At 67.4% G+C, this 18,821-nt stretch carries 17 protein-coding genes and 2 pseudogenes; 13 read left to right on the top strand and 6 right to left on the bottom strand.

Annotation, left to right across the window (positions count from 1 at the left end; translation table 11 throughout):
• Positions 1-95 precede the first annotated feature (95 nt).
• From ACIPC1_RS13285 to ACIPC1_RS13295, 3 genes and pseudogenes are all read right to left on the bottom strand, one after another.
• Positions 96-356 (bottom strand): annotated as a pseudogene (locus ACIPC1_RS13285) (DDE-type integrase/transposase/recombinase); the annotation flags it as partial.
• A gap of 36 nt (positions 357-392) precedes the next feature.
• Positions 393-1,199, bottom strand: a complete 807-nt coding sequence (gene whiG / locus ACIPC1_RS13290; protein ID WP_402517603.1) for an RNA polymerase sigma factor WhiG — start codon at positions 1,197-1,199, stop codon at positions 393-395.
• Between the two features lie 256 nt (positions 1,200-1,455).
• Complete coding sequence (locus ACIPC1_RS13295; protein WP_402516336.1) at positions 1,456-2,220, bottom strand: hypothetical protein; 765 nt, start codon at positions 2,218-2,220, stop codon at positions 1,456-1,458.
• A 171-nt stretch (positions 2,221-2,391) separates the two neighbouring features.
• On the opposite strand from ACIPC1_RS13295, the gene ACIPC1_RS13300 reads away from it, so the two are divergent.
• The 9 genes from ACIPC1_RS13300 to ACIPC1_RS13340 all read left to right on the top strand — a co-directional run bounded on the left by ACIPC1_RS13300 (position 2,392) and on the right by ACIPC1_RS13340 (position 12,409).
• Positions 2,392-2,601 (top strand): hypothetical protein, encoded by a 210-nt coding sequence (locus ACIPC1_RS13300; RefSeq protein ID WP_402516338.1) that lies wholly within the window; start codon positions 2,392-2,394, stop codon positions 2,599-2,601.
• A 97-nt stretch (positions 2,602-2,698) separates the two neighbouring features.
• Positions 2,699-2,974 (top strand): hypothetical protein, encoded by a 276-nt coding sequence (locus tag ACIPC1_RS13305; protein ID WP_402516340.1) that lies wholly within the window; start codon positions 2,699-2,701, stop codon positions 2,972-2,974.
• A 471-nt stretch (positions 2,975-3,445) separates the two neighbouring features.
• Positions 3,446-3,811: a trypco2 family protein gene (locus ACIPC1_RS13310; RefSeq protein ID WP_402516342.1), complete on the top strand. Its 366-nt coding sequence runs from the start codon at positions 3,446-3,448 to the stop codon at positions 3,809-3,811.
• A gap of 13 nt (positions 3,812-3,824) precedes the next feature.
• A complete protein-coding gene (locus ACIPC1_RS13315) occupies positions 3,825-7,967 on the top strand; it encodes a tetratricopeptide repeat protein (protein ID WP_402516344.1) in 4,143 nt (1,380 codons plus the stop codon).
• A gap of 770 nt (positions 7,968-8,737) precedes the next feature.
• On the top strand, positions 8,738-8,917 hold the full coding sequence (locus ACIPC1_RS13320) for a hypothetical protein (RefSeq protein WP_402517605.1): 180 nt from the start codon (positions 8,738-8,740) through the stop codon (positions 8,915-8,917).
• Positions 8,918-8,946: 29 nt separating this feature from the next.
• Positions 8,947-9,240, top strand: coding sequence for a Dabb family protein (locus tag ACIPC1_RS13325; RefSeq protein ID WP_402516346.1), 294 nt, complete (start codon positions 8,947-8,949; stop codon positions 9,238-9,240).
• A 213-nt stretch (positions 9,241-9,453) separates the two neighbouring features.
• Positions 9,454-10,422 (top strand): RNA polymerase sigma factor SigF, encoded by a 969-nt coding sequence (locus tag ACIPC1_RS13330; RefSeq protein WP_402516347.1) that lies wholly within the window; start codon positions 9,454-9,456, stop codon positions 10,420-10,422.
• Positions 10,423-10,666: 244 nt separating this feature from the next.
• A complete protein-coding gene (locus ACIPC1_RS13335) occupies positions 10,667-11,572 on the top strand; it encodes an RNA polymerase sigma factor SigF (RefSeq protein WP_402516350.1) in 906 nt (301 codons plus the stop codon).
• 135 nt (positions 11,573-11,707) lie between these two features.
• Positions 11,708-12,409: a hypothetical protein gene (locus tag ACIPC1_RS13340; RefSeq protein ID WP_402516352.1), complete on the top strand. Its 702-nt coding sequence runs from the start codon at positions 11,708-11,710 to the stop codon at positions 12,407-12,409.
• Between the two features lie 129 nt (positions 12,410-12,538).
• Here the strand turns inward: ACIPC1_RS13340 and ACIPC1_RS13345 are convergent, their stop codons facing one another.
• Complete coding sequence (locus ACIPC1_RS13345) at positions 12,539-12,739, bottom strand: hypothetical protein (protein ID WP_365440558.1); 201 nt, start codon at positions 12,737-12,739, stop codon at positions 12,539-12,541.
• A gap of 236 nt (positions 12,740-12,975) precedes the next feature.
• Between ACIPC1_RS13345 and ACIPC1_RS13350 the strand changes: the two genes are divergently transcribed.
• The 4 genes from ACIPC1_RS13350 to ACIPC1_RS13365 all read left to right on the top strand — a co-directional run bounded on the left by ACIPC1_RS13350 (position 12,976) and on the right by ACIPC1_RS13365 (position 17,456).
• Entirely contained in the window at positions 12,976-13,482 is a 507-nt protein-coding gene (locus tag ACIPC1_RS13350) for a MarR family winged helix-turn-helix transcriptional regulator (RefSeq protein ID WP_402516354.1), read from the top strand.
• A gap of 29 nt (positions 13,483-13,511) precedes the next feature.
• On the top strand, positions 13,512-16,013 hold the full coding sequence (locus ACIPC1_RS13355; protein WP_402516356.1) for an MFS transporter: 2,502 nt from the start codon (positions 13,512-13,514) through the stop codon (positions 16,011-16,013).
• A gap of 92 nt (positions 16,014-16,105) precedes the next feature.
• Positions 16,106-16,927 carry a YceI family protein gene (locus ACIPC1_RS13360; RefSeq protein WP_402516359.1) on the top strand — a complete coding sequence of 274 codons (822 nt, stop codon included), beginning with the start codon at positions 16,106-16,108 and terminating at the stop codon, positions 16,925-16,927.
• A gap of 49 nt (positions 16,928-16,976) precedes the next feature.
• Complete coding sequence (locus ACIPC1_RS13365) at positions 16,977-17,456, top strand: PPOX class F420-dependent oxidoreductase (protein ID WP_402516361.1); 480 nt, start codon at positions 16,977-16,979, stop codon at positions 17,454-17,456.
• Between the two features lie 184 nt (positions 17,457-17,640).
• Here ACIPC1_RS13365 and ACIPC1_RS13370 read toward each other — a convergent pair whose 3' ends face one another.
• Positions 17,641-18,420, bottom strand: a complete 780-nt coding sequence (locus tag ACIPC1_RS13370) for a TetR/AcrR family transcriptional regulator (RefSeq protein ID WP_402516364.1) — start codon at positions 18,418-18,420, stop codon at positions 17,641-17,643.
• A gap of 140 nt (positions 18,421-18,560) precedes the next feature.
• A pseudogene (locus ACIPC1_RS13375) lies at positions 18,561-18,745 on the bottom strand (MFS transporter); the annotation flags it as partial.
• Positions 18,746-18,821 lie beyond the last annotated feature (76 nt).

Here is an 18,821-nt window from a genome sequence, read left to right on the forward strand (position 1 = left end):
CCTCCGGAACATCGCTGGTCTTCAAACTCCAGTCCGCCGTGGCCACGTCGCACACCTCCGAGATCAAAGTGTTGCGACGACCAGTTGAATCCGCCTTGCGACCCACGATCGCTGTGCAGGACACAGCCAGCAACGTTGTCGCGTCGGGAAACAGCGTTGTTCAGGGCCGCGACGGCCAGAGAGGACTTCATCCGCGAGTCAATGGAGTAGCCCACGATCCGCTTGCTGAAAACATCCTTGACCGCACAGAGATACAACTTTCCTTCCGCAGTGGGATGTTCGGTGATGTCGGTGAGCCACAGCCGGTTAGGGCCGGCCGCGGTGAAGTCCCGGGGGACCAGGTCATCATGCACCGGAGTGGGCCGAGGACCTGTGGGTGTGCTGGTAGATGGCTAACGCCCGACGTCGGTCAGTTTCGCCCGCAGCTGGAGGACCGACTTCGTGTGGATCTGGCTGACCCGACTCTCGGTCACGCCGAGCACGTTGCCGATCTCGGCCAGGGTGAGGCCCTCGTAGTAGTAGAGGGTGACGACGGTCTTCTCCCGGTCGGGGAGGGTGTTGATGGCCCGGGCGAGCAGTCGCCGCAGCTCGTGGTCCTCGGCGGCCTCCACCGGGTCGTCCGCGTGGTGGTCCTCCAGGGTGTCCATCAGGCTTAGCCGGTCGCCGTCCTCGCCGCCGACGTGCAGCAGCTCGTCGAGGGCAACGACGTTCGCCAGCGACAACTGGCTGAAGGCGGCGTGCAGTTCCTCTACCTTGATGCCCATCTCCGCGGCGACTTCGCCTTCGGAGGGCGTGCGGCACAGTTGCGCCTCCAGCGTGGCGTACGCGCGCTCGACGGCCCGCGCCTTCTGCCGTACCGAGCGGGGGATCCAGTCCAGCGCCCGCAATTCGTCGATCATCGCGCCGCGGATACGGGTGATCGCATAGGTCTCGAACTTGATGGACCGCTCGATGTCGAACTTCTCGATGGCGTCGATGAGCCCGAAGACCCCCGACGCGACGAAGTCCGCCTGCTCGACATTGGGCGGCAGCCCCACGCTGACCCGGCCCGCGACGTACTTGACCAGGGGCGAGTAGTGCAGGATCAGCTGATCCCGCAGCTTGCCATCTCCCGTGGTCTTGTACGACCGCCACAGCTCATCGAGGGCGGATAGGGCCGGAGGCCTGCCGCTGGAGCCGCGAGCGATGTTGTGGCGCAGCGCCGGGGGCGGTGTGTCGTCAGTGAGGACCGCGGTTGCCAGCGCCGTGTGCCCGTCCTCGGCCGCGACGCCCTCCCGCTGGACGCGCTGGGATTGTGCGGAGCTGCGCGGGGCGCTGGACAGGCCCCGCGCGTTCAGCTCGTCGACGGGTTCGGCGGTCACTGCGGCGATGGCTGCGGATGTACGCTGCCGCAGTTGATGTGCTCCGGGAGTGCCTAGGGACGACTGCTCGAGGAGTTCTTCGAAGGTCCGGTTGTCATCCATTACGCCAATCCCCCTCGGTGCGTCGGGTCGTTTTCCTCCATCGGTGCAGGATCCCCTCGACCACCCGCACGGATGGGGCGTCGAACAGCTCTTGGATCTCCGCGTGGGTGTATCCAGCCAATACGATTGCGCCCACGGCTGTACGGGTGCGGGGGTTTCGGATGCCCTTGAGGTGATCCAGCACCCGCTGGAGGCTGATGGCCTCGTCCTCGGCACTGGGGGCAGCGAGTTGTGGAACCCCAACTGTCTGTTGGCGTTGCGCGGCGCGGCGGTAGCGCTCCTCGCCGGCTCGATGGCCCCGGAACTCGTTCGGAAAGGCCCGCAGGCAGGCGCCCATGAAGTAGGTGGTGACACTCGCCCCGCCGTCGTAGGACCAGCCGCCCTCGACCAACTCCTTCTGCCGGAAGCGGGGCAGCGCACGGGCCACGGTTATGCCAGCCAGTTCCTCCCTCAGATCGCTGTCACGACGCAGTTCTTCGAGCTCTGCCTCAGTAGGGCCGAGGGCGAGCCCCTGACGCGCGACCAAGTGGAAGATGTACCCAGAATGCAGCCACGCGCCCAGGACCGACAGGGCGTATCGCACGAGCTCGTTTTGGAAGTACTCGTAGTCCCGCCCCTCAAATCCGTCCCGAGCCAGGTACTTGAGCAACTGTTCGTCGGCTGCCCGGCGTTCGTCGCTGTCCCGGCCCTCGGGCGGGCCCGGCGCAGGTGACGGGCGCCGAGCATGCGCAGGGTCCTGCGTCTCTTCCCCCTGCATCGCCTTCCTTTCCGGTCGTTTCCCGGCGTACGGCGCCGTCTTATGTGCGGGTTGCGCCCCCACCCCACGGAATCCATCGACGTCGGTGTGACGCGGAAAACCACCCGTGGGGTTCTGGGGCGGGTGTGACTTATGAGCGGCATCGCAACTTCAACACCTCCAGGAGGAAACGTGAGTTCATCCGCTCCTACGCCGCCCGGCGAGCCCGCCCCGTTCCTGACGTTGCACGCCGCACTCGTACTCTTGACGGCTGCCGTCATCGGGCTCTTCATCGGCGGTCTGACCTTCCTCGGCGGTGCTTCCGTCGCCGGATCGGTCCTCGCGGGGATGGTGGGTGGCGGGGGCAGCGTCCCGGTGCTGCGCTCCCTCATCGGGAGCTGAAGGTGTCGTCTGTTCCAAGACCGGTGGGGCCTCGAACTCCGCGACCCGGGCCTCGGCGGCATCCGCGTTGGCGTCCGTGTAGGCATGGCGGAGTTCCTTGGCGATCTGCGACCAGTACTTGGTGGCGGTCCACTTCCCATGTCGGCATGTTCTGAGTGGCACCACTGGGCGGGACGGATTCCCGGCCGCGTACGAACACATCGACCAGGGCGCCCGCGCCGCCGCTGTCAGCGCCACCATGCTCTACGGCGACCCGAGGTTCTTCACGGATGAGGACTGGCGGCACCGGATGCTGGCGGCCACCGCCGCACCGAGCGTCCTGGGTTCCGTCACCTCGGACACGGACTCGACAGCCCGCGCAGCGACCGCGTAGCGGCTTGGACTGGACTCCGTGTCGGGGGACTGTGAGACGGGGCTTCGCGCCCCTGTACGTATCGGACATTAGATCCCGTTTCCATCCCCTGCATCCTGCTCGATCAGGCTCGATCGGGCCTGCGTGTTGACGTGCCAACACGGGGGTGAAAGTGGTTGCTGCAGGAAATCAGGCCGGTTGAGACAAGACGCTTCTCCCATAAGTACGCAGGCGTGCGGGTGCTGGTCCGGTAGAACGTTTGCGCAAATCGCTGCGGCGCTGCCGGTGATCTTGCCGAGTCGTCGAAGGACTTCAACGGAACCCCGACGCCATGGATCCGCAACATCGCTGGGCGGGCGGGGCATGTCGGGTTCTCCGAAAAATACGACGCCCTCGGCATGGTTTCCACTGGTTCGTGCCGGGAGAATCTGTGTGTGCAGATATGCCCCTGCCGTAATGCAGGAGGTGGAGGCGACGTAGAGGGGGGTCACCATGGGACACGCAAGCGGTCCGGAACCGGAATGGATGGACCTGGCAGACGCCATCGCACTGCTGCGGGACCAGGTTGCCGAAGCGCAGGCCCGAGTCTCCGACCCTGAGGGCGCCGGCCACCGGGGGGTGCTGTTCAGCCTGGGAGAGATCACGCTGGAACTGGGCCTTGAGTTGACCGGCACCAAAGGCGTCAACGGTGGGCTGCGATGGAGCGTGATCAGTCTGGGAGGGAAGAAGGAATTCGGCAGTAAGGCCACCCACATGGTGAACGTGAAGCTGACCCCGCACCAGCCCGATGGTGGTGACCTCGACATCGGCGACGGGGAGGACGCCCGCCGGAGGCGTGCCGTGGACAGCCGCGAGTGAGCAGGAGCACCTGGTGGAGTTCGACCGGCGTGTGCAGATCTGGGTGGACCAGTTGGAAGGGAGAACGGGCTTCGCCTCGGGTTACCTCGTCGCGCCGCGGCTGGTCCTGACCGCCGCGCACGTCTTGGACCGCGTGGACCCGAATACCGACAGCCCGGTGACGGTGACCCTGCCCGACACCAGTGACCAGGAGTTTCCCACTGTTGTGCGCTGGCAACGCAAGGACGACTACGTGGACGCCGCGTTGATCGAGATCGCCAACGGCCGCGCCTGGCCGATACCGCAGTCGCTCGGTGACCTGCTCACACGGCCGCCCCAGCGCTACGGTCTCATCATCGGAAGTCGTCCCCATCCAGTGACGTCGATCGGCTTCCCCCGTATGCAGAAGGAGACCACCGACGGACGGCGGCTGGACGAGCAATTCACCGGTCATATTGCCCCGGGCACCGGCGCCCTGGCCGGACGCTACGAACTCATCGGCTCCGATCCCATCCCTGTCGCAGCCACCGCCACCCGCGATAGAACCCGCTGGTCAGGTATGTCAGGCGCCGCAGTCCTCACCGAGGACGGCTTCGGCGGAGACCTTCTATGCGGCGTCATACGTCGCGACCGCCGAGCCGACGGCGGCGGCACCCGCCTGACCGCCACGCCTGCTGCCCGCCTCTTGGCCGACGAGGACTTCCGCACACTCATCACCGAGCAAACCGGCTGGCACCCCGTCCTGGAGGCGGTTGAACCAGCCTCTCTGCTCGCCCCCGCCGCCATCGACCGCAACCTCCGCTCCCCCGCCGCCCTTCTGCGTGCCACCACCGAGGCCGTCGCCTTCCACGGCCGCGACAGCGAACTCGCCAGCTTGCAGGCGTGGTGTGAGAGCGGCACACCCGCCATCCAGCTTCGTGTGCTGACCGGTCCTGGGGGACAGGGCAAGACCCGACTCGCTCGCCGGCTCACCGAGATGCTGGGCTGGCGCGGCTGGGCCACGGGACATCTGGCCCCCCACCTCACCGACACCCCCACCCTGACCACCTCCCTGCCCGACTTCACCGCCCTGACCACATCCCTGCCCCTGCTCCTGGTCGTCGACTACGCCGAGACCCGCCCCCGTCTGCTCCGACACCTGATCACCCACCTTCACCGCTCCCGCCACCGAGTACGCGTGCTTCTACTCGCCCGATCTGACGGACAGTGGCGCACTCAGTCCCTCCAAACTCTGACCGCCGTGGAGGACCTTCTTGAGGAAGCTGAGGTCATCCCGCTCGCTCCGCTGATCCCTACCAGCCGGCCCACAAGAGTCCGACGCGACGCCTTCTGCCGCGCCGCCCGCGATCTGGCCCGCTTACTCCCACTGTTTCCCGTCCTGCCCGCGTACGACTGGGCTTCCCTGGCTGCGGCGCTGCCAGCTCCCGCGGACCTGCACGACCACCGTTACGACAACATCCTTACCCTCCACATGGCTGCCCTGATCGCCCTCCTGCAGCACGGACCCCGGCCCGTCGACACGCCCGCCGGCACCCCACCGGAGCGCACCCTCCTCAAACACGAGGAACGATTCTGGGAGGCCAGCGCGAAAACGCCCGCCTATGAACTCGATTTGCCCACCTCGACACTGGGCGTGGTCGTGGCAGTGGCCGCCCTGTGCGGAGCCGGCACACGAGACGAAGCTCTCAAAGTCCTCACGCCCCTGCCCGGCCTGCCCACCCACCAGACGGCCACCGCCGCCGAGTGGCTCGCCTCCCTGTACCCGCCTGACGGCGACCGCTTCTGGGGTTCCCTTCAGCCCGACCGCATTGCCGAATACCTCGTCTCATACGCTGTCGTGAACAGCGACATCCCGCTGGCCGAGCTTGTATCGAGGGCGGCTCCGGGACAGCAGGCCCAGCTCATCATCGTTCTCGCCCGTGCGGCGACAGCTCACTTCAACGCTGACAGGGCTACGGACAGTACGGACGTTCTGAACGCGCTGGATACCGCCCTCACCGCCGTCTCTCTCGACTATCACGCCGTCAAGACCGCAGCAGCGGCGCTCCCGTACCCCTCCCGAATCACCGCGCCCCTGTCCCTGCGACTCACCAGCGCCCTCACTCAAGTCCAGCGGCAGCTGGCGGCGGATTCAAGCGCTTACGAGCCCGCCCTCGCTGTCACGCTCAACAACTACGGCACCTGGCTGGCGGAGATGGGGCGGCACCCTGAAGCCCTTGCCGCGACATATGAGGCGGTGGAAATCTGCCACCGCCTGGCGGCAGATGATCTGGCCACTCGTGGCCTCGCCCTCGGTGCCTCGCTGCTTAATCTAGGCGCTCATCTGGCCGTGCTGGGGCACCATTCTTTAGCTCTTGCCTCCAGCCGCGATGCGGTGAAGGTCTATCGGCGACTGGCCGCAGACTATCCGGATCGTGGGACGATCCTCGCCAGCGCACTGATAAACCTCGGCACTCAACTGTCCACGCTTGGGCAACACTCAGAGGCCCTTGCCGTGGTCTACGAGGCAGTTAAAATATATCGACACCTGGTAACGGACATTTCGATAGCCCACGAACCGGTCCTGGCAACTGCGCTGAATAACCTGAGCAATCGACTGGCGTCGGCGGGAAGGAACTCAGAAGCCCTGATCACCAGCTATGAAGCGATGGCGATTTGCCGTCGAATTACAGCAGGAAACCGGTCGGCGCACGAATCCTCATTGGCCATGACCCTGGCCGGCCTCGGCAGCCATCTGTCCACCGCCGGGCGGCACTTGGAAGCCCTTGCGGTAACGCAGGATGCGGTGAATATTCGGCGGCGTCTGGCAGCGGAGAATCCGGTTGCTTGCGAACCGCAATTCGCCATCGTGCTGACCAATCTTGCTGTGCGGCTAGCAGGGGCGGGACAGGCCGGCGAAGCCCTGGCTGTCGCCGAGAGGGCGGTGGGGATTCTCCGGCGGTTAGTAAAGAGCAGTTCGGGAGTTCATGAATCCGATCTTGCCAGCGCGCTGTCCAATCTCAGCAATCATTATTCAAGTGTGGCGCGACACCGAGAAGCCCTCGCCGCCGCAGAGGAGGCAGTCAGCGCCGGGCGGCGACTTGTGGCAGACAATCCGGATGCTTACACGCCCGGCCTCGCCGGCTCACTGTCCAACCTCGGCATCCGGATGGCGGCAGTGGGCCGGCACCTGGATGCCCTCGCCGCGACGGAGGAGGCGGTAGATATTCGGAGGCGGCTGGTAGCGGACTCTCCAGCCGCTCACACGCCCGACCTCGCTACGTCCCTGAGCAACCTTTGCCTCTCGCTCATGGCAGTGGGGCGGCACCCGGAGGCGCTCGCCACCGCGAATGAGGCGGTGACGACATACCGCCAGCTCGTGGCAGAAGATCCGGCCGCCCACAAACCCGGTCTTGCCATCGCACTCACCGACCTCGGAAAAGCACTGGGCGAGACAGGACTGCCCTGGGAAGCGCTTGAGGTTACCGAAGAGGCGGTAGATATACGGCGCCAACTGGTCGCGAAAAACCCGGCGGCGCACGAACCCGACCTCGCGTTGACCCTGTCCAATCTAGGCCCTTGGTTAGGGGGCTTAGGACGGCACTCGGAGGCCCTTGTTGCCACGATGCAGGCGATAGACATTCGGCGAAGACTGGTCGCGGCCAATCCGGCGGCTCACAAACCTAGCCTTGCTTACTCACTGCATAACTCGAGCAGCCTGCTTGGGAGAATGAAACGGTATCCGGAGGCCCTTGCCGCCATAGAGGAGGCGGTGTACATCCGGCGCCGACTGATAGCAGAGATGCAAGCCGCCTACGAACCTGACCTTGCCACGTCACTCTGCACCCTCGGCAGCTTGCAAGCAGCCACGGGACGTTACCCCGAAGCTCTTACCGCAACTGGTGAAGCGGTAGAAATTTATCGGAGACTGGCTGCAGGAATACCGGCAGTGTACGAAACCACTCTTGCCGAAGTTCTGAGCGCTCGGGCTGCCATGCTCATCATGCACCGAGACTATTCCAAGGCATTACGAGCCACAGGGGAAGCCGTATCAATTTACAAAATGCTTGCCGTCTCAAGCCCTTCTACCACCCAGGGCCTCCACGACGTTCTATCTCTGCAAGCCGAATTACTTGACATCCTTGGTCGCGAATGGGAAGCACGTCAAGTACGCCGTTGGCTGGCCGAGAACCAGTAAAGGTTGAACCCTTGCCTCGATCATTCACGTCCGCGCGCCGGCTTGAGGTGACTGGCCGAGGGGCGTGATTCATCCCTGTTTGCTCTCTGGGTAGTGGTGACGTTCCGTCCGCGTTGCGTCGCGGATGGTCGTCGACTTTCGATGGCGCCGGACGGTAGCCGACCGGGAGTCGAATCAACATCGCCAAGGACCTACTCATCGAGGAGGCGATCATCCGCGAGGCCGCCGAGACGTCCCGCCTGACGATCTACCCCGGCAACGGCCCCTCGATGACCCCCAAGCCCATCGCTTTCCTCCTGGCCACTCTCTGTAGCCACCACCACCCAGATTCCGCCGCTTCCCCCGTCGCCGATCAACTACGCTCACGAGACTCCGCTACACCACACCCGCCCGCACTCAGCGGCATTCTCAGGCGTCCCCCGCCACCGAGTACAGCTCTCGCCCAGCCGCCATAGCTGCTCTGCGCGCCGTGAGGCACGTGCCTCACGAGAACCGTCACAGGCCGATCGAGCGGGACTCAGCAGGACAGAAACACGGTGGTATGTCCCACTCTCAGGAAAAACCGCAGGTGAGACGGGTCACGTAAGCGGGTTCAAATCCCTCCGCTACCGCTTGAGAAGGGCCCCGTCGAGAGACGGGGCCCTTCGTGCGTTCGCGCCGGGCAAAGGGCCACGACCAGCGGGCCGTTGGCCCCTAAAGGGGGTGTGAAGGCTACACTCGCGGCCGTCAACAGGGCCCCACCGGGCGCAGCAGTCACAGGGGAGGCCGCGATGGCGGTGAATTCGAAGAAGATCGCCATCTTTATACTCGTGGTCTTCGCGGTCTACGTGATCATCACGGACCCGGCGAAGGCTGCCGACTACGTCCAGATAGGGTTCGAGGGCATATCGAGCGCCGCTCAGGGCGTCGGTGACTTCATGACGTGGATCGCCAACGGGGCCCAGGACTGAGCCAGGAACCGCACCACCAGGGAGTGCCCGTGATCCGCCATCTGGTCCTCTTCAAGCTCAACGAGGGTGTCGAGCGCGACGACCCGAAAGTCGTCGCGGGCGTCGCCGCGTTCCGCGCGCTCGGCGAGCAGATCCCGGAGCTGCGCTTCTGGGAATGCGACTGGAACATCACCGAACGGCCCATCGCGTACGACTTCGCGATCAACTCCGCCGTCGACGACATCGACGCGCTGAAGCGGTACTTGGAGCACCCGGCGCACCAGGCGGGCGTCGCGCTGTGGCGCGAGTTCGCGACCTGGGTGATCGCCGACTATCCGTTCTGAGCCGCCCGGCTCGCCCTTCCGAGACGCACCACCCGGAGCTCCTCGCCGCAACCGGCGAGGGGCTCTTTTGCGTCTCGGGTCCCAACTCTCCCTAAATCTCGTTCAACACGGCGTTATGGGGTGCTTGCACACAGTGCACATGTCTTGTGATGCTATGACCGCTTTTGACGGATGAGTTGATGGATCTGACGGATCACAGAGGTGGAGTTGACCGTGCCGGCCAGTACTGCGCCTCAAGCACCGCCGCAAGCACCACTACAGACGCCCCTACAGGCATCCCCGCAGGCCCCGCCACAGACACCCCCGCAGGCTGCTCCGCCGCAGACACCGCCCCAGGTCTCCCAGGTCTCACCCCAAACGCCGCCGCAAGACGTCGTGATCGTGCAGGACCCGCCCCAGGAGGTCGCCCCGGAGCGGCGCCGCGGCGCCGACACCCGGGCCCTCACGCAGGTGCTCTTCGGCCAGCTCAAGGGGCTCCAGCCGGGCACCGCCGAGCACAACCGCGTACGCGGCGCGCTCATCGAGGCCAACCTCCCCCTCGTCCGGTACGCCGCAGCCCGCTTCCGCAGCCGCAACGAGCCGATGGACGACGTCGTCCAGGTCGGCACGATCGGCCTGATCAACGCGATCGACCGCTTCGACCCCGACCGGGGCGTGCAGTTCCCGACCTTCGCGATGCCGACCGTCGTCGGGGAGATCAAGCGGTACTTCCGCGACAACGTCCGCATCGTCCACGTACCGCGTCGGCTGCACGAGCTGTGGGTGCAGGTGAACAGCGCCACGGAGGACCTCACGACGGCCTTCGGGCGCTCGCCCACCACCGCCGAGATCGCCGAGCGGCTGCGGATCACCGAGGAGGAGGTGCTGTCCTGCATCGAGGCCGGGCGCTCGTACCACGCGACCTCCCTCGAAGCCGCCCAAGAGGGCGACGGGCTGCCCGGACTGCTCGACCGGCTCGGCTACGAGGACCCGGCCCTCGACGGGGTCGAACACCGTGACCTCGTACGCCACCTCCTCGTACAACTGCCCGAGCGCGAGCAGAGAATCCTTCTCCTGCGCTACTACAGCAATTTGACGCAGTCACAGATCAGCGCGGAACTGGGAGTCTCCCAGATGCATGTGTCAAGGCTGCTCGCCCGTAGCTTCGCGCGCCTTCGATCCGCAAACAGGATCGAGGCGTAACCAGTAAGAGCGAATCGCTCACCGGCGTCTTTTCCGGCTGTTCGGCGCTGAAAAACCGTCAGACCCCCTCTACCCAGGGCCTATTCACCCCCTTGGTGTCGACATATCGCTTCAGCGTGTTGCCGACATGTGACATTCTGCGGCTACCGCGTTTGCCGCGGCCTCGCCTCCGGTATTCAGGTGGAGGCTGCGTTCCTCCGACGGGAGCGTCCGCCGCGACCGTCCGCGACCCAAAGGGGGTGGCATGTCCGCAGACCAGGGCAGCTCGAAGGTGCTCACGCTCACAAAGAGCGAATCCGCGCCCGACGTGCTTCACGATGTCCCGGCCCTTCCGGCCCCCGATGCCGCTCCGGCCGCAGTGGCCGTCCCGGCACCCGCGACCTCAGGGGCCATCGACACCCGCACTCTGTCCCGCTCCCTGTTCCTGCGGTTCGCCGCACTCGCCGAGAACAGCCCCGAACGTGGCTACGTCCGGGACACCCTCATCGAGCTCAACCTCCCGCTCGTCCGGTACGCGTCAGCACGCTTCCGCTCCCGTAACGAGCCGATGGAGGACATCGTCCAGGTCGGCACGATCGGCCTGATCAAGGCGATCGACCGCTTCGACTGCGAACGCGGCGTGGAGTTCCCCACGTTCGCGATGCCGACGATCGTCGGTGAGATCAAGCGGTTCTTCCGCGACACGTCCTGGTCGGTGCGCGTCCCGCGCCGCCTCCAGGAGCTGCGACTCGCCCTCACCAAGACGAGCGACGAGCTCTCGCAGAAGCTCGACCGCTCGCCCACCGTCGCCGAACTCGCCGTCGCGCTCGGCGTGTCCGAGGAGGACGTCGTCGACGGCCTCGCGGTCGGCAACGCGTACACGGCGTCCTCCCTCGACTCACCCGCCCCCGAGGACGACGGCGGCGAGGGCTCCCTCGCGGACCGCCTCGGCTACGAGGACACCGCTCTGGAGGGCGTCGAGTACCGCGAGTCCCTCAAGCCGCTGCTCGCCAAACTGCCGCCCCGCGAGCGCCGGATCATCATGCTCCGCTTCTTCGCGAACATGACCCAGTCGCAGATCGGCGAGGAGGTCGGCATCTCGCAGATGCACGTCTCCCGGCTCCTGACCCGGACACTCTCGCAGCTCCGGGAAGGGCTGATCTCGGACTGAACCGCCCGCGAGACCGGTGTACCGGCGAACCAGCCAACCGGCCCGAGGGTTCATATTTGACGGAGCGTCAGTCACACTGTCGCGATGCTGCGTCGACCGTGGATCCGTGTGACTCCTGGTCGCCGAGGTGCCCTTGTGGGTGCCTCGGCGGCTGTCGTGTGTCTGGGGAGCGCGCTCGTCGCCTGCGGCGCCGGGGACGGCGGGGGCGGTTACGTCGCCGTGCAGCACCCCGCGTCCGGCCCGGCGGTGGCACCCACGGGGGACGTGGAGTTGATCCCTCTGGACCCCCCGACCTCGGCATCCGAGAGTGCCAAGGGTGCGGCGGGGAACGGGACTTCAGGCGCGGCGGACACCCGGGATGACGGAAGCGGCACGCCCGCACCAGGGGCGGGGACTGCGAGCGACGCCCCCGGAGGCGGACGTACGACATCACCGGGCGACGCGGACTCCGGCCGTACGGACGGGAGTTCCGGCTCCGGAACACCGACCGTCGCACCGTCTGCGACCCCTGCGACGCCCACAGAGCCCGGGCCGGCTGTGCTCACCGTCGGCGCCCCGGCCCGCGAGAGTGCAGATCAGCGGTGGTGCGAGCGGGTCACCGTCTCATTCCGCAACACCGGCGGTACGGCGGTGCGTTCGGGCACGGTGACCTTCGGGACGCACATCATCGGGGCGTTGGGGATCGACTGGGCGACGATCGAGTCCAACGAGGAGTTGCCGACGCCGATCGCCGCGGGTGCGGAGCGGACGAAGACCTGGACGGTGTGCGTCGAGGCGTGGCGGGTGCCGCTGGGCATGCATGTCGAGACGCGGGACGTGTCCGTGGACTGGACGTAGCTGAGCGCCTGCTCCCCCGCGCCCCGTCCCCGTACATCGCCGCGTGAGGTGGATGTCGCCCGGCGGCGCGCGACCCCCGACGCCACGAGCGGCAAGGGCGCCCGCCGCGTCGGCGACCGGAACAGCGGTTTACATGAGTGCGAGCCAGGCCACCGCGGCCACGACCGCGACCGCGAGAACGACTCCGATGATCAGGCCGATGCGGGGGCCCGCCGGAGCGGCCACCGCCTGCTGTTGCCGGCCCTGGGGGGCCTCGTCGACGAATGCGCGGAACATCTGGGTGCTTCCCGCGGGGTCGTGGTTGCCCTCGGGGCCCTGGGTGTTTGCCATGGCCCAGGACACTAGCGAACGCGGGACGGTTGCCCAAGCGCGGGGGTTCCACCCTCGGCCCTCCGCGGCCTGCGCGTCGGCCTGAACGGCCCGCCCTGACCCCCACTCCGGCCTGCGAGTTTACGTTCGCCAACGCTTGCCTTTGCCAAGGTTTTAGAACGTGAATCTCCGATTTAGTTTGCCTGTAGCAACCAACTTATTTATGGTTGCCCCAAGCAACGAATACCGGAGGGGCGATGGCCGAACAGGCGCAGTACGAGGAGTTGGCTCGTCAGCTCAGCGCCATCGGTGCGGTGAAGAGGGACCTGGCGCGAATCCTGCCGCCCGACTGCCCCGCGGGTTCCGCCACCGTGCTGACGCTGCTCGGCCGGTACGGCGAGATGCGCATGAGCAGGCTCGCCGAGCTGCTCGCCGTGGACATGTCGGTGACCAGCCGCCATGTCGCACACGTCGCGGACCGGGGCTGGATCGAACGGTCCCCCGACCCGGCCGACAAACGCTCACGCATCCTGCGCCTCACCCCCGCCGGACACGCACGGCTCGACGACCTGTCCCGGCGCACCTCGCATCTCCTCGCCGACCGGCTGAGCGACTGGTCCGACCACGAGGTCGGGCTCCTCATCCACCTCATGGGCAGGCTGCGCGAGAGCTTCGGCGACTGCCGGGCCACTCCTCACCGGCTCCCTCCGGCACACGAGGCCACAACCGACCGCCCACTGATCACCACCCGCACACCCGCATAGGTACGAAAGTACGCAACAGAAGGAAGCCCATGGTTACCACCACACCGTCCGGTGTGCGGGCGCACGCCAAGCACGGGGGTGGGTCCTCCGGATCCGCCGACGGCGCTCCGATGACACACCGGCAGATCATGGAGGCGCTCTCCGGGCTGTTGCTCGGACTGTTCGTCGCGATCCTGTCGTCGACCATCGTCACCAACGCGCTCCCCGAGATCATCGGCGACCTGGGGGGTGGCCAGTCCGCCTACACCTGGGTCGTCACGGCCTCGCTGCTGGCCATGACCGCGACGACGCCCCTGTGGGGCAAGCTCTCCGACCTGTACAGCAAGAAGACGCTCGTACAGATAGCGCTCATCGTCTACGTGCTCGGCTCGGCCGCCGCCGGACTGTCGCAGAACCCCGGCATGCTGATCGCCTGCCGTGTGGTGCAGGGCGTCGGCGTCGGCGGTCTGTCCGCCCTCGCCCAGATCGTGATGGCCGCGATGATCTCCCCGCGCCAGCGCGGGCGTTACTCCGGCTATCTCGGCGCGACGTTCGCGGTCGCGACCGTCGGCGGTCCGCTGCTGGGCGGTGTCATCACCGACACGTCGTGGCTCGGCTGGCGCTGGTGCTTCTACGTCGGTGTGCCGTTCGCCGTCGTCGCGCTGATCGTGCTGCAGAAGACCCTGCATCTGCCCGTCGTGAAGCGCGAGGTGAAGGTCGACTGGGGTGGCGCGTTCTTCATCTCCGCCGCCGTCTCGCTGCTGCTGGTCTGGGTCACCTTCGCCGGCAACAAGTACGACTGGGTGTCCTGGCAGACGTACGCGATGGTCGGCGGATCGATCCTGCTCGGGCTGCTGTTCGTGCTCGTCGAGTCGAAGGCGAGCGAGCCGATCATCCCGCTGCGGCTGTTCCGCAACCGCACCATCACCCTCTCCTCCATCGCCTCACTCTTCGTGGGCGTCGCGATGTTCACCGGCACGGTCTTCTTCAGCCAGTACTTCCAGCTGGCCCGGGACAAGTCGCCGACGATGTCCGGCGTGATGACCATCCCGATGATCCTCGGCCTGTTCATCTCCTCCACCGTCTCCGGCCAGGTCATCACCAAGACCGGCAGATGGAAGTACTGGCTGGTCAGCGGTGGCATCCTGGTCACCGCGGGGCTCGGCCTGCTGGGCACCATCCGATACGACACGACGTACTGGCACATCGCGATCTTCATGGCACTGATGGGTCTCGGCATCGGCATGATGATGCAGAACCTGGTGCTGTCCACGCAGAACCAGGTGGCCCCCGCGGACCTCGGCTCGGCCAGCTCCACGGTGACGTTCTTCCGTTCCCTCGGCGGCGCGATCGGCGTCTCCGCACTGGGCGCGGTGATGGCCACCCGGATCACCGACTACATCAAGGACGGCCTGGCCGGCCTCGACCCCAAGTACGCCTCCCTGGCTGCCGGTTCCAGCTCCGAGAGCACCATCCCGGACGTCGACAAGCTGCCCGCGCCGCTGCGCACGGTCGTGGAGAGCGCGTACGGCCACGGCATCGCGGACGTCTTCCTGATCGCCGGGGCCATGGCACTGCTCGCCTTCTTCGTGACGCTGTTCATCAAGGAGGTCCCGCTACGGACCTCGGGCGGCCTGGCGCAGGCAGCGGCGGAGCTTTCGCCGGCCGAGGAGAAGGTCCCGAGCTGGGCCGCGGCAGCCCCCGATGACACGCAACAGCCCACGACCTCCGCTACGCCGGAGAGGGAAAGCACCCCCATGGCCATCACCTCCACCCCCTCCACCACACCCAGCGGAATTCCGGTACGCGGGTACGTCCGGGGCACCGAGAGCGCGCCCGTGCCGCAGGCCGCGGTCACGCTGATCTCGCTGGCGGGACGGCAGTTGGGCCGCTCGGTCGCGCAGGCCGACGGCTCCTACGCCGTGGCCGCGCCCGGCGTGGGCAGTTACGTCCTGATCGCCTCCGCCGACGGCTTCCAGCCGCAGGCCTCGACGGTCCTCGTGAACGACGGGCCGGTCACGTACGACATCCTGCTGAGCGGCACGAGCGGCCTGAGCGGTGTCGTACGGGCCGCGGAGACCGGAAGCCCGGTCAAGGACGCCATGGTCATCGTGACCGACGTGCGCGGTGATGTGCTGGCCACCGGAACCAGCGGTGCGCAGGGCGAGTTCACCTTCGCCGAGCTGATCCCGGGCTCCGTGACCGTCGCGGTCAACGCCACCGGACACCGGCCCGTGGCGCTGCCCGTCGAGGTCGGCGGCGCCGGTGTCACCCGGGTCGAGGTCGAGCTCGCCTCCGGCGCCCTGGTCCAGGGTGTCGTACGGGCACAGGGCAGCCCGCTCGGCGACGCCCGGGTCACGCTGGTGGACGCGGCCGGCAACGTGGTCGGCACCTCCAGGACCGGCACGGACGGGGCGTACGCCTTCACCGACCTGGACAGCGGCGAGTACACGGTCATCGCGACGGGTTACCCGCCGGTGGCCACCGCGCTCACCGTCAACGGCGGCGGCGTCGACGCCCACGACATCGAACTCGCCCACCCCGGCGAGTAGTTGGATCCCGGCCCGTGAGGGGCGCGCTCTGAGCGGAGGCGCACCTTCACGGGCCGGTTCTTTTTTGACCGGACTTGCAGGGAGAAAACGGGATGGGACTGACCGCAAGGATCCGTACGCGGGACGGATGGGCCGTGTCGCACGCGGTCGTCACGGTGACCGACGTGACCGGCACACAGGTGCTGCGTACCGAGGCGGACACCGAAGGAGCCGTGCACGACGCGACGCCCCTCGCCCCCGGCGCGTACACGGTGATCGTCACGGCGGTCGGCTACGCGCCCACGGCCTCCAGCGCCCTCGTCACGGCGAGCGGCCGGGCCGAGGTCGGCAGTGTGACCCTCGCCCGCCAGGGTGGCACCGAACTGCCGCCCCCCGGCCTCTGGACCGTCGACCCGGCGCACTCGTCCGTCGGCGCCGTCGCCCAGCACCTGGGCATCTCCAGCGTGCACGGCCGTTTCACCGACTTCGCGGCCCGGATCGAGATCGCCCCGGACGAGCCGGCCAAGTCCCGTGTCGAGGCGGTGATCAAGGCATCCTCCATCGACACCGGCAACGCGATGCGCGACGAACACCTGAAGTCCCCGGACTTCCTGGACGTCCTCACGTACCCCGAGATCACTTACCGATCGACGGGCCTCACCCCCGCCGGCTCCGACCGCTGGACCGTCCACGGCGAACTGACCCTGCACGGCGTCGTACGCCCGGTCGACCTGGACCTGGCCTACCTGGGCACCGGCGCCGACCCCTGGGGCGGCACCCGCGCGGCATTCCGCGCCACGGCCGACCTCCACCGCGAGGACTTCGCGATGAACTACAACCAGATCCTCCAGGCAGGCATCGCGGCCATCGGCACCACGCTGAAGGTGCAACTGGACATCCAGGCCCTACAGGGCGAATCCCTCCCCCAGACATAGGAACACCAGGGGCATCCACACAGCCACCCCAGGCCCTAGGCTGCGAGCCATGGCACCGAACACCGCAACGAACACCCCCGTGTCCCGCGAAGAGCTTCTGGACTTCGTACGTCCCCGCCACCGCGCCATCCTGCTCACCCGCCGCGCCGACGGCAGCCCCCAGGGCTCCCCGCTGGCCTGCGGGGTCGACGACTCCGGCCGCATCGTCGTCTCGACGTACCCCGAACGCGCCAAGACCCGCAACGCCAAGCGGGACGAGCGGGTCAGCCTGATCATCCTGAGCGACGAGTGGAACGGCCCGTGGGTCCAGGTCGACGGCACGGCCGAGGTCCTCGACGTGCCCGAATCCGTCGAGCCCCTCGTCGAGTACTACCGCAACATCGCCGGCGAGCACCCGGACTGGGACGAGTACCGCGAGGCCATGGTCAAGCAGGGCAAGTCGATCATCCGGGTCACCCCTGACCGCTGGAGTCCGGTGGCAACCGGCGGCTTCCCGGCCCGCCTGGCGGCCCCGCAGGACGAGAACTGACCGCACCGGACGACACACCCGCGGCCGCCCACCGGCGGGAGGGCCCGTGCCGGTACATCAAATGCCCGCATCCGAACGGATCCAAGCCCCACGGTCACTGACAAACCCCGGTCGATCCGTTCGGATGCGGGTGGATGTACCGGCGCGGCCCCGACCCACCCACAACCCGTAGGCGGCCCTACGCTCAGCCGCCCCGCGCGACCATCGTCTCGATCCCCGCGATCAGCATCTCCAGCGCGAACCCGAAGTCCCGCTCCCGCATCTCCTCGACCGTGCCACCACCACGCGCCTCCAGGAGATCCGCGGAACGCCCGAAGTGCTCCGCGAACCGGGGCTGTTCGACGATCGTGCTCATGGCCTGGCGGTGGTACTCGTCCTGGCTCATCCCCGCCGAGGCACACCGCTGCACGAAGTGACCCTCGATCGTGCCGAACCCGTACACGAACTGGAAGACCGCCGAGAGCGCGCCCGTCTGCCCGTGCGGGGGCAGCCCCGTCCTGCGGACCAGCTCCTGCACACGGAGCGAGAAGGCCATGGCGTGCGGGCCGATATTCAAAAAGGTCCCGATGAGCGGGGACACCCAGGGATGGCGCACCAGCAGCGCCCGATAGCCGCCGGCAAGGCCACGCAGCTGATCCCGCCAGTCCTCGCCCGACTCCGCTTCCGGCAGCTCCAGTTCACCGAACACCGCGTCGAGGGCCAGTTCGAGCAGGTCGTCCTTGGTGTCGACGTACCAGTACACGGACATCGCGGTGACGTTCAGCGCGGCGGCCAGCCGGCGCATGGAGAACCTCCCCATCCCCTCCGCGTCGAGCAACCGCACCGTGACCTCGGTGATCCGGTCCCGGTCGAGCCCCGAGGGCTGACCGCCACCACGCGGGGCCGCCCCGCCCCGGGGAGCCCTGCCCTCCAGCCAGACACTGGCCCGCGCCGGACGCTCGGCCCGGTCGGCTGCCCTCACCATGGCGCACCTTCCTCGGCACTCGAACTCGATACCTCGAGCAGGGCGGCCGGAACTCTCCGATCCGCCCTCCTTGACGATGCCAAGCGTGCGTTGCACGGAAACCGCCACAGCCGATTCTTCCCTCTCGGCCCGCCGCAGCAACGCCGGCGCCCTTGCGCCGAGCCCGCCGCCGCAAGCACCGCGGGCAGCGAGGTCGCGGCCACCGGGATCAGCGCGGAGAAACGGGAGTTGAGAACCGCGCGCCCGCCCTGGCGTGTGCCATGGCGGGGTTGGCGATCGCGCAGCCCACGCCGATCAGCAGCAGCCCGAGCAGCGTGCCGCCGTAAAGAACGCCCCCACAGCAGGGCGGCCTGAACAAAAGCCAGGCTGTACACCGAACGCCCCCTGTACGGCGTACAACA

Origin of the sequence: Streptomyces sp. NPDC087263 (genome assembly GCF_044744645.1) — a bacterium.
Lineage (GTDB): Bacteria > Actinomycetota > Actinomycetes > Streptomycetales > Streptomycetaceae > Streptomyces.

What these genes read in the sequence shown, in the direction of transcription:
- ACIPC1_RS13370 (WP_402516364.1), bottom strand. Translation starts at nt 18,420, where the DNA reads ATGGTGAGGGCAGCCGACCGGGCCGAGCGTCCGGCGCGGGCCAGTGTC.
- ACIPC1_RS13335 (WP_402516350.1), top strand. Translation starts at nt 10,667, where the DNA reads ATGTCCGCAGACCAGGGCAGCTCGAAGGTGCTCACGCTCACAAAGAGC.
- ACIPC1_RS13310 (WP_402516342.1), top strand. Translation starts at nt 3,446, where the DNA reads ATGGGACACGCAAGCGGTCCGGAACCGGAATGGATGGACCTGGCAGAC.
- ACIPC1_RS13365 (WP_402516361.1), top strand. Translation starts at nt 16,977, where the DNA reads ATGGCACCGAACACCGCAACGAACACCCCCGTGTCCCGCGAAGAGCTT.
- ACIPC1_RS13350 (WP_402516354.1), top strand. Translation starts at nt 12,976, where the DNA reads ATGGCCGAACAGGCGCAGTACGAGGAGTTGGCTCGTCAGCTCAGCGCC.
- ACIPC1_RS13345 (WP_365440558.1), bottom strand. Translation starts at nt 12,739, where the DNA reads ATGGCAAACACCCAGGGCCCCGAGGGCAACCACGACCCCGCGGGAAGC.
- ACIPC1_RS13320 (WP_402517605.1), top strand. Translation starts at nt 8,738, where the DNA reads ATGGCGGTGAATTCGAAGAAGATCGCCATCTTTATACTCGTGGTCTTC.
- ACIPC1_RS13355 (WP_402516356.1), top strand. Translation starts at nt 13,512, where the DNA reads ATGGTTACCACCACACCGTCCGGTGTGCGGGCGCACGCCAAGCACGGG.
- ACIPC1_RS13295 (WP_402516336.1), bottom strand. Translation starts at nt 2,220, where the DNA reads ATGCAGGGGGAAGAGACGCAGGACCCTGCGCATGCTCGGCGCCCGTCA.
- ACIPC1_RS13360 (WP_402516359.1), top strand. Translation starts at nt 16,106, where the DNA reads ATGGGACTGACCGCAAGGATCCGTACGCGGGACGGATGGGCCGTGTCG.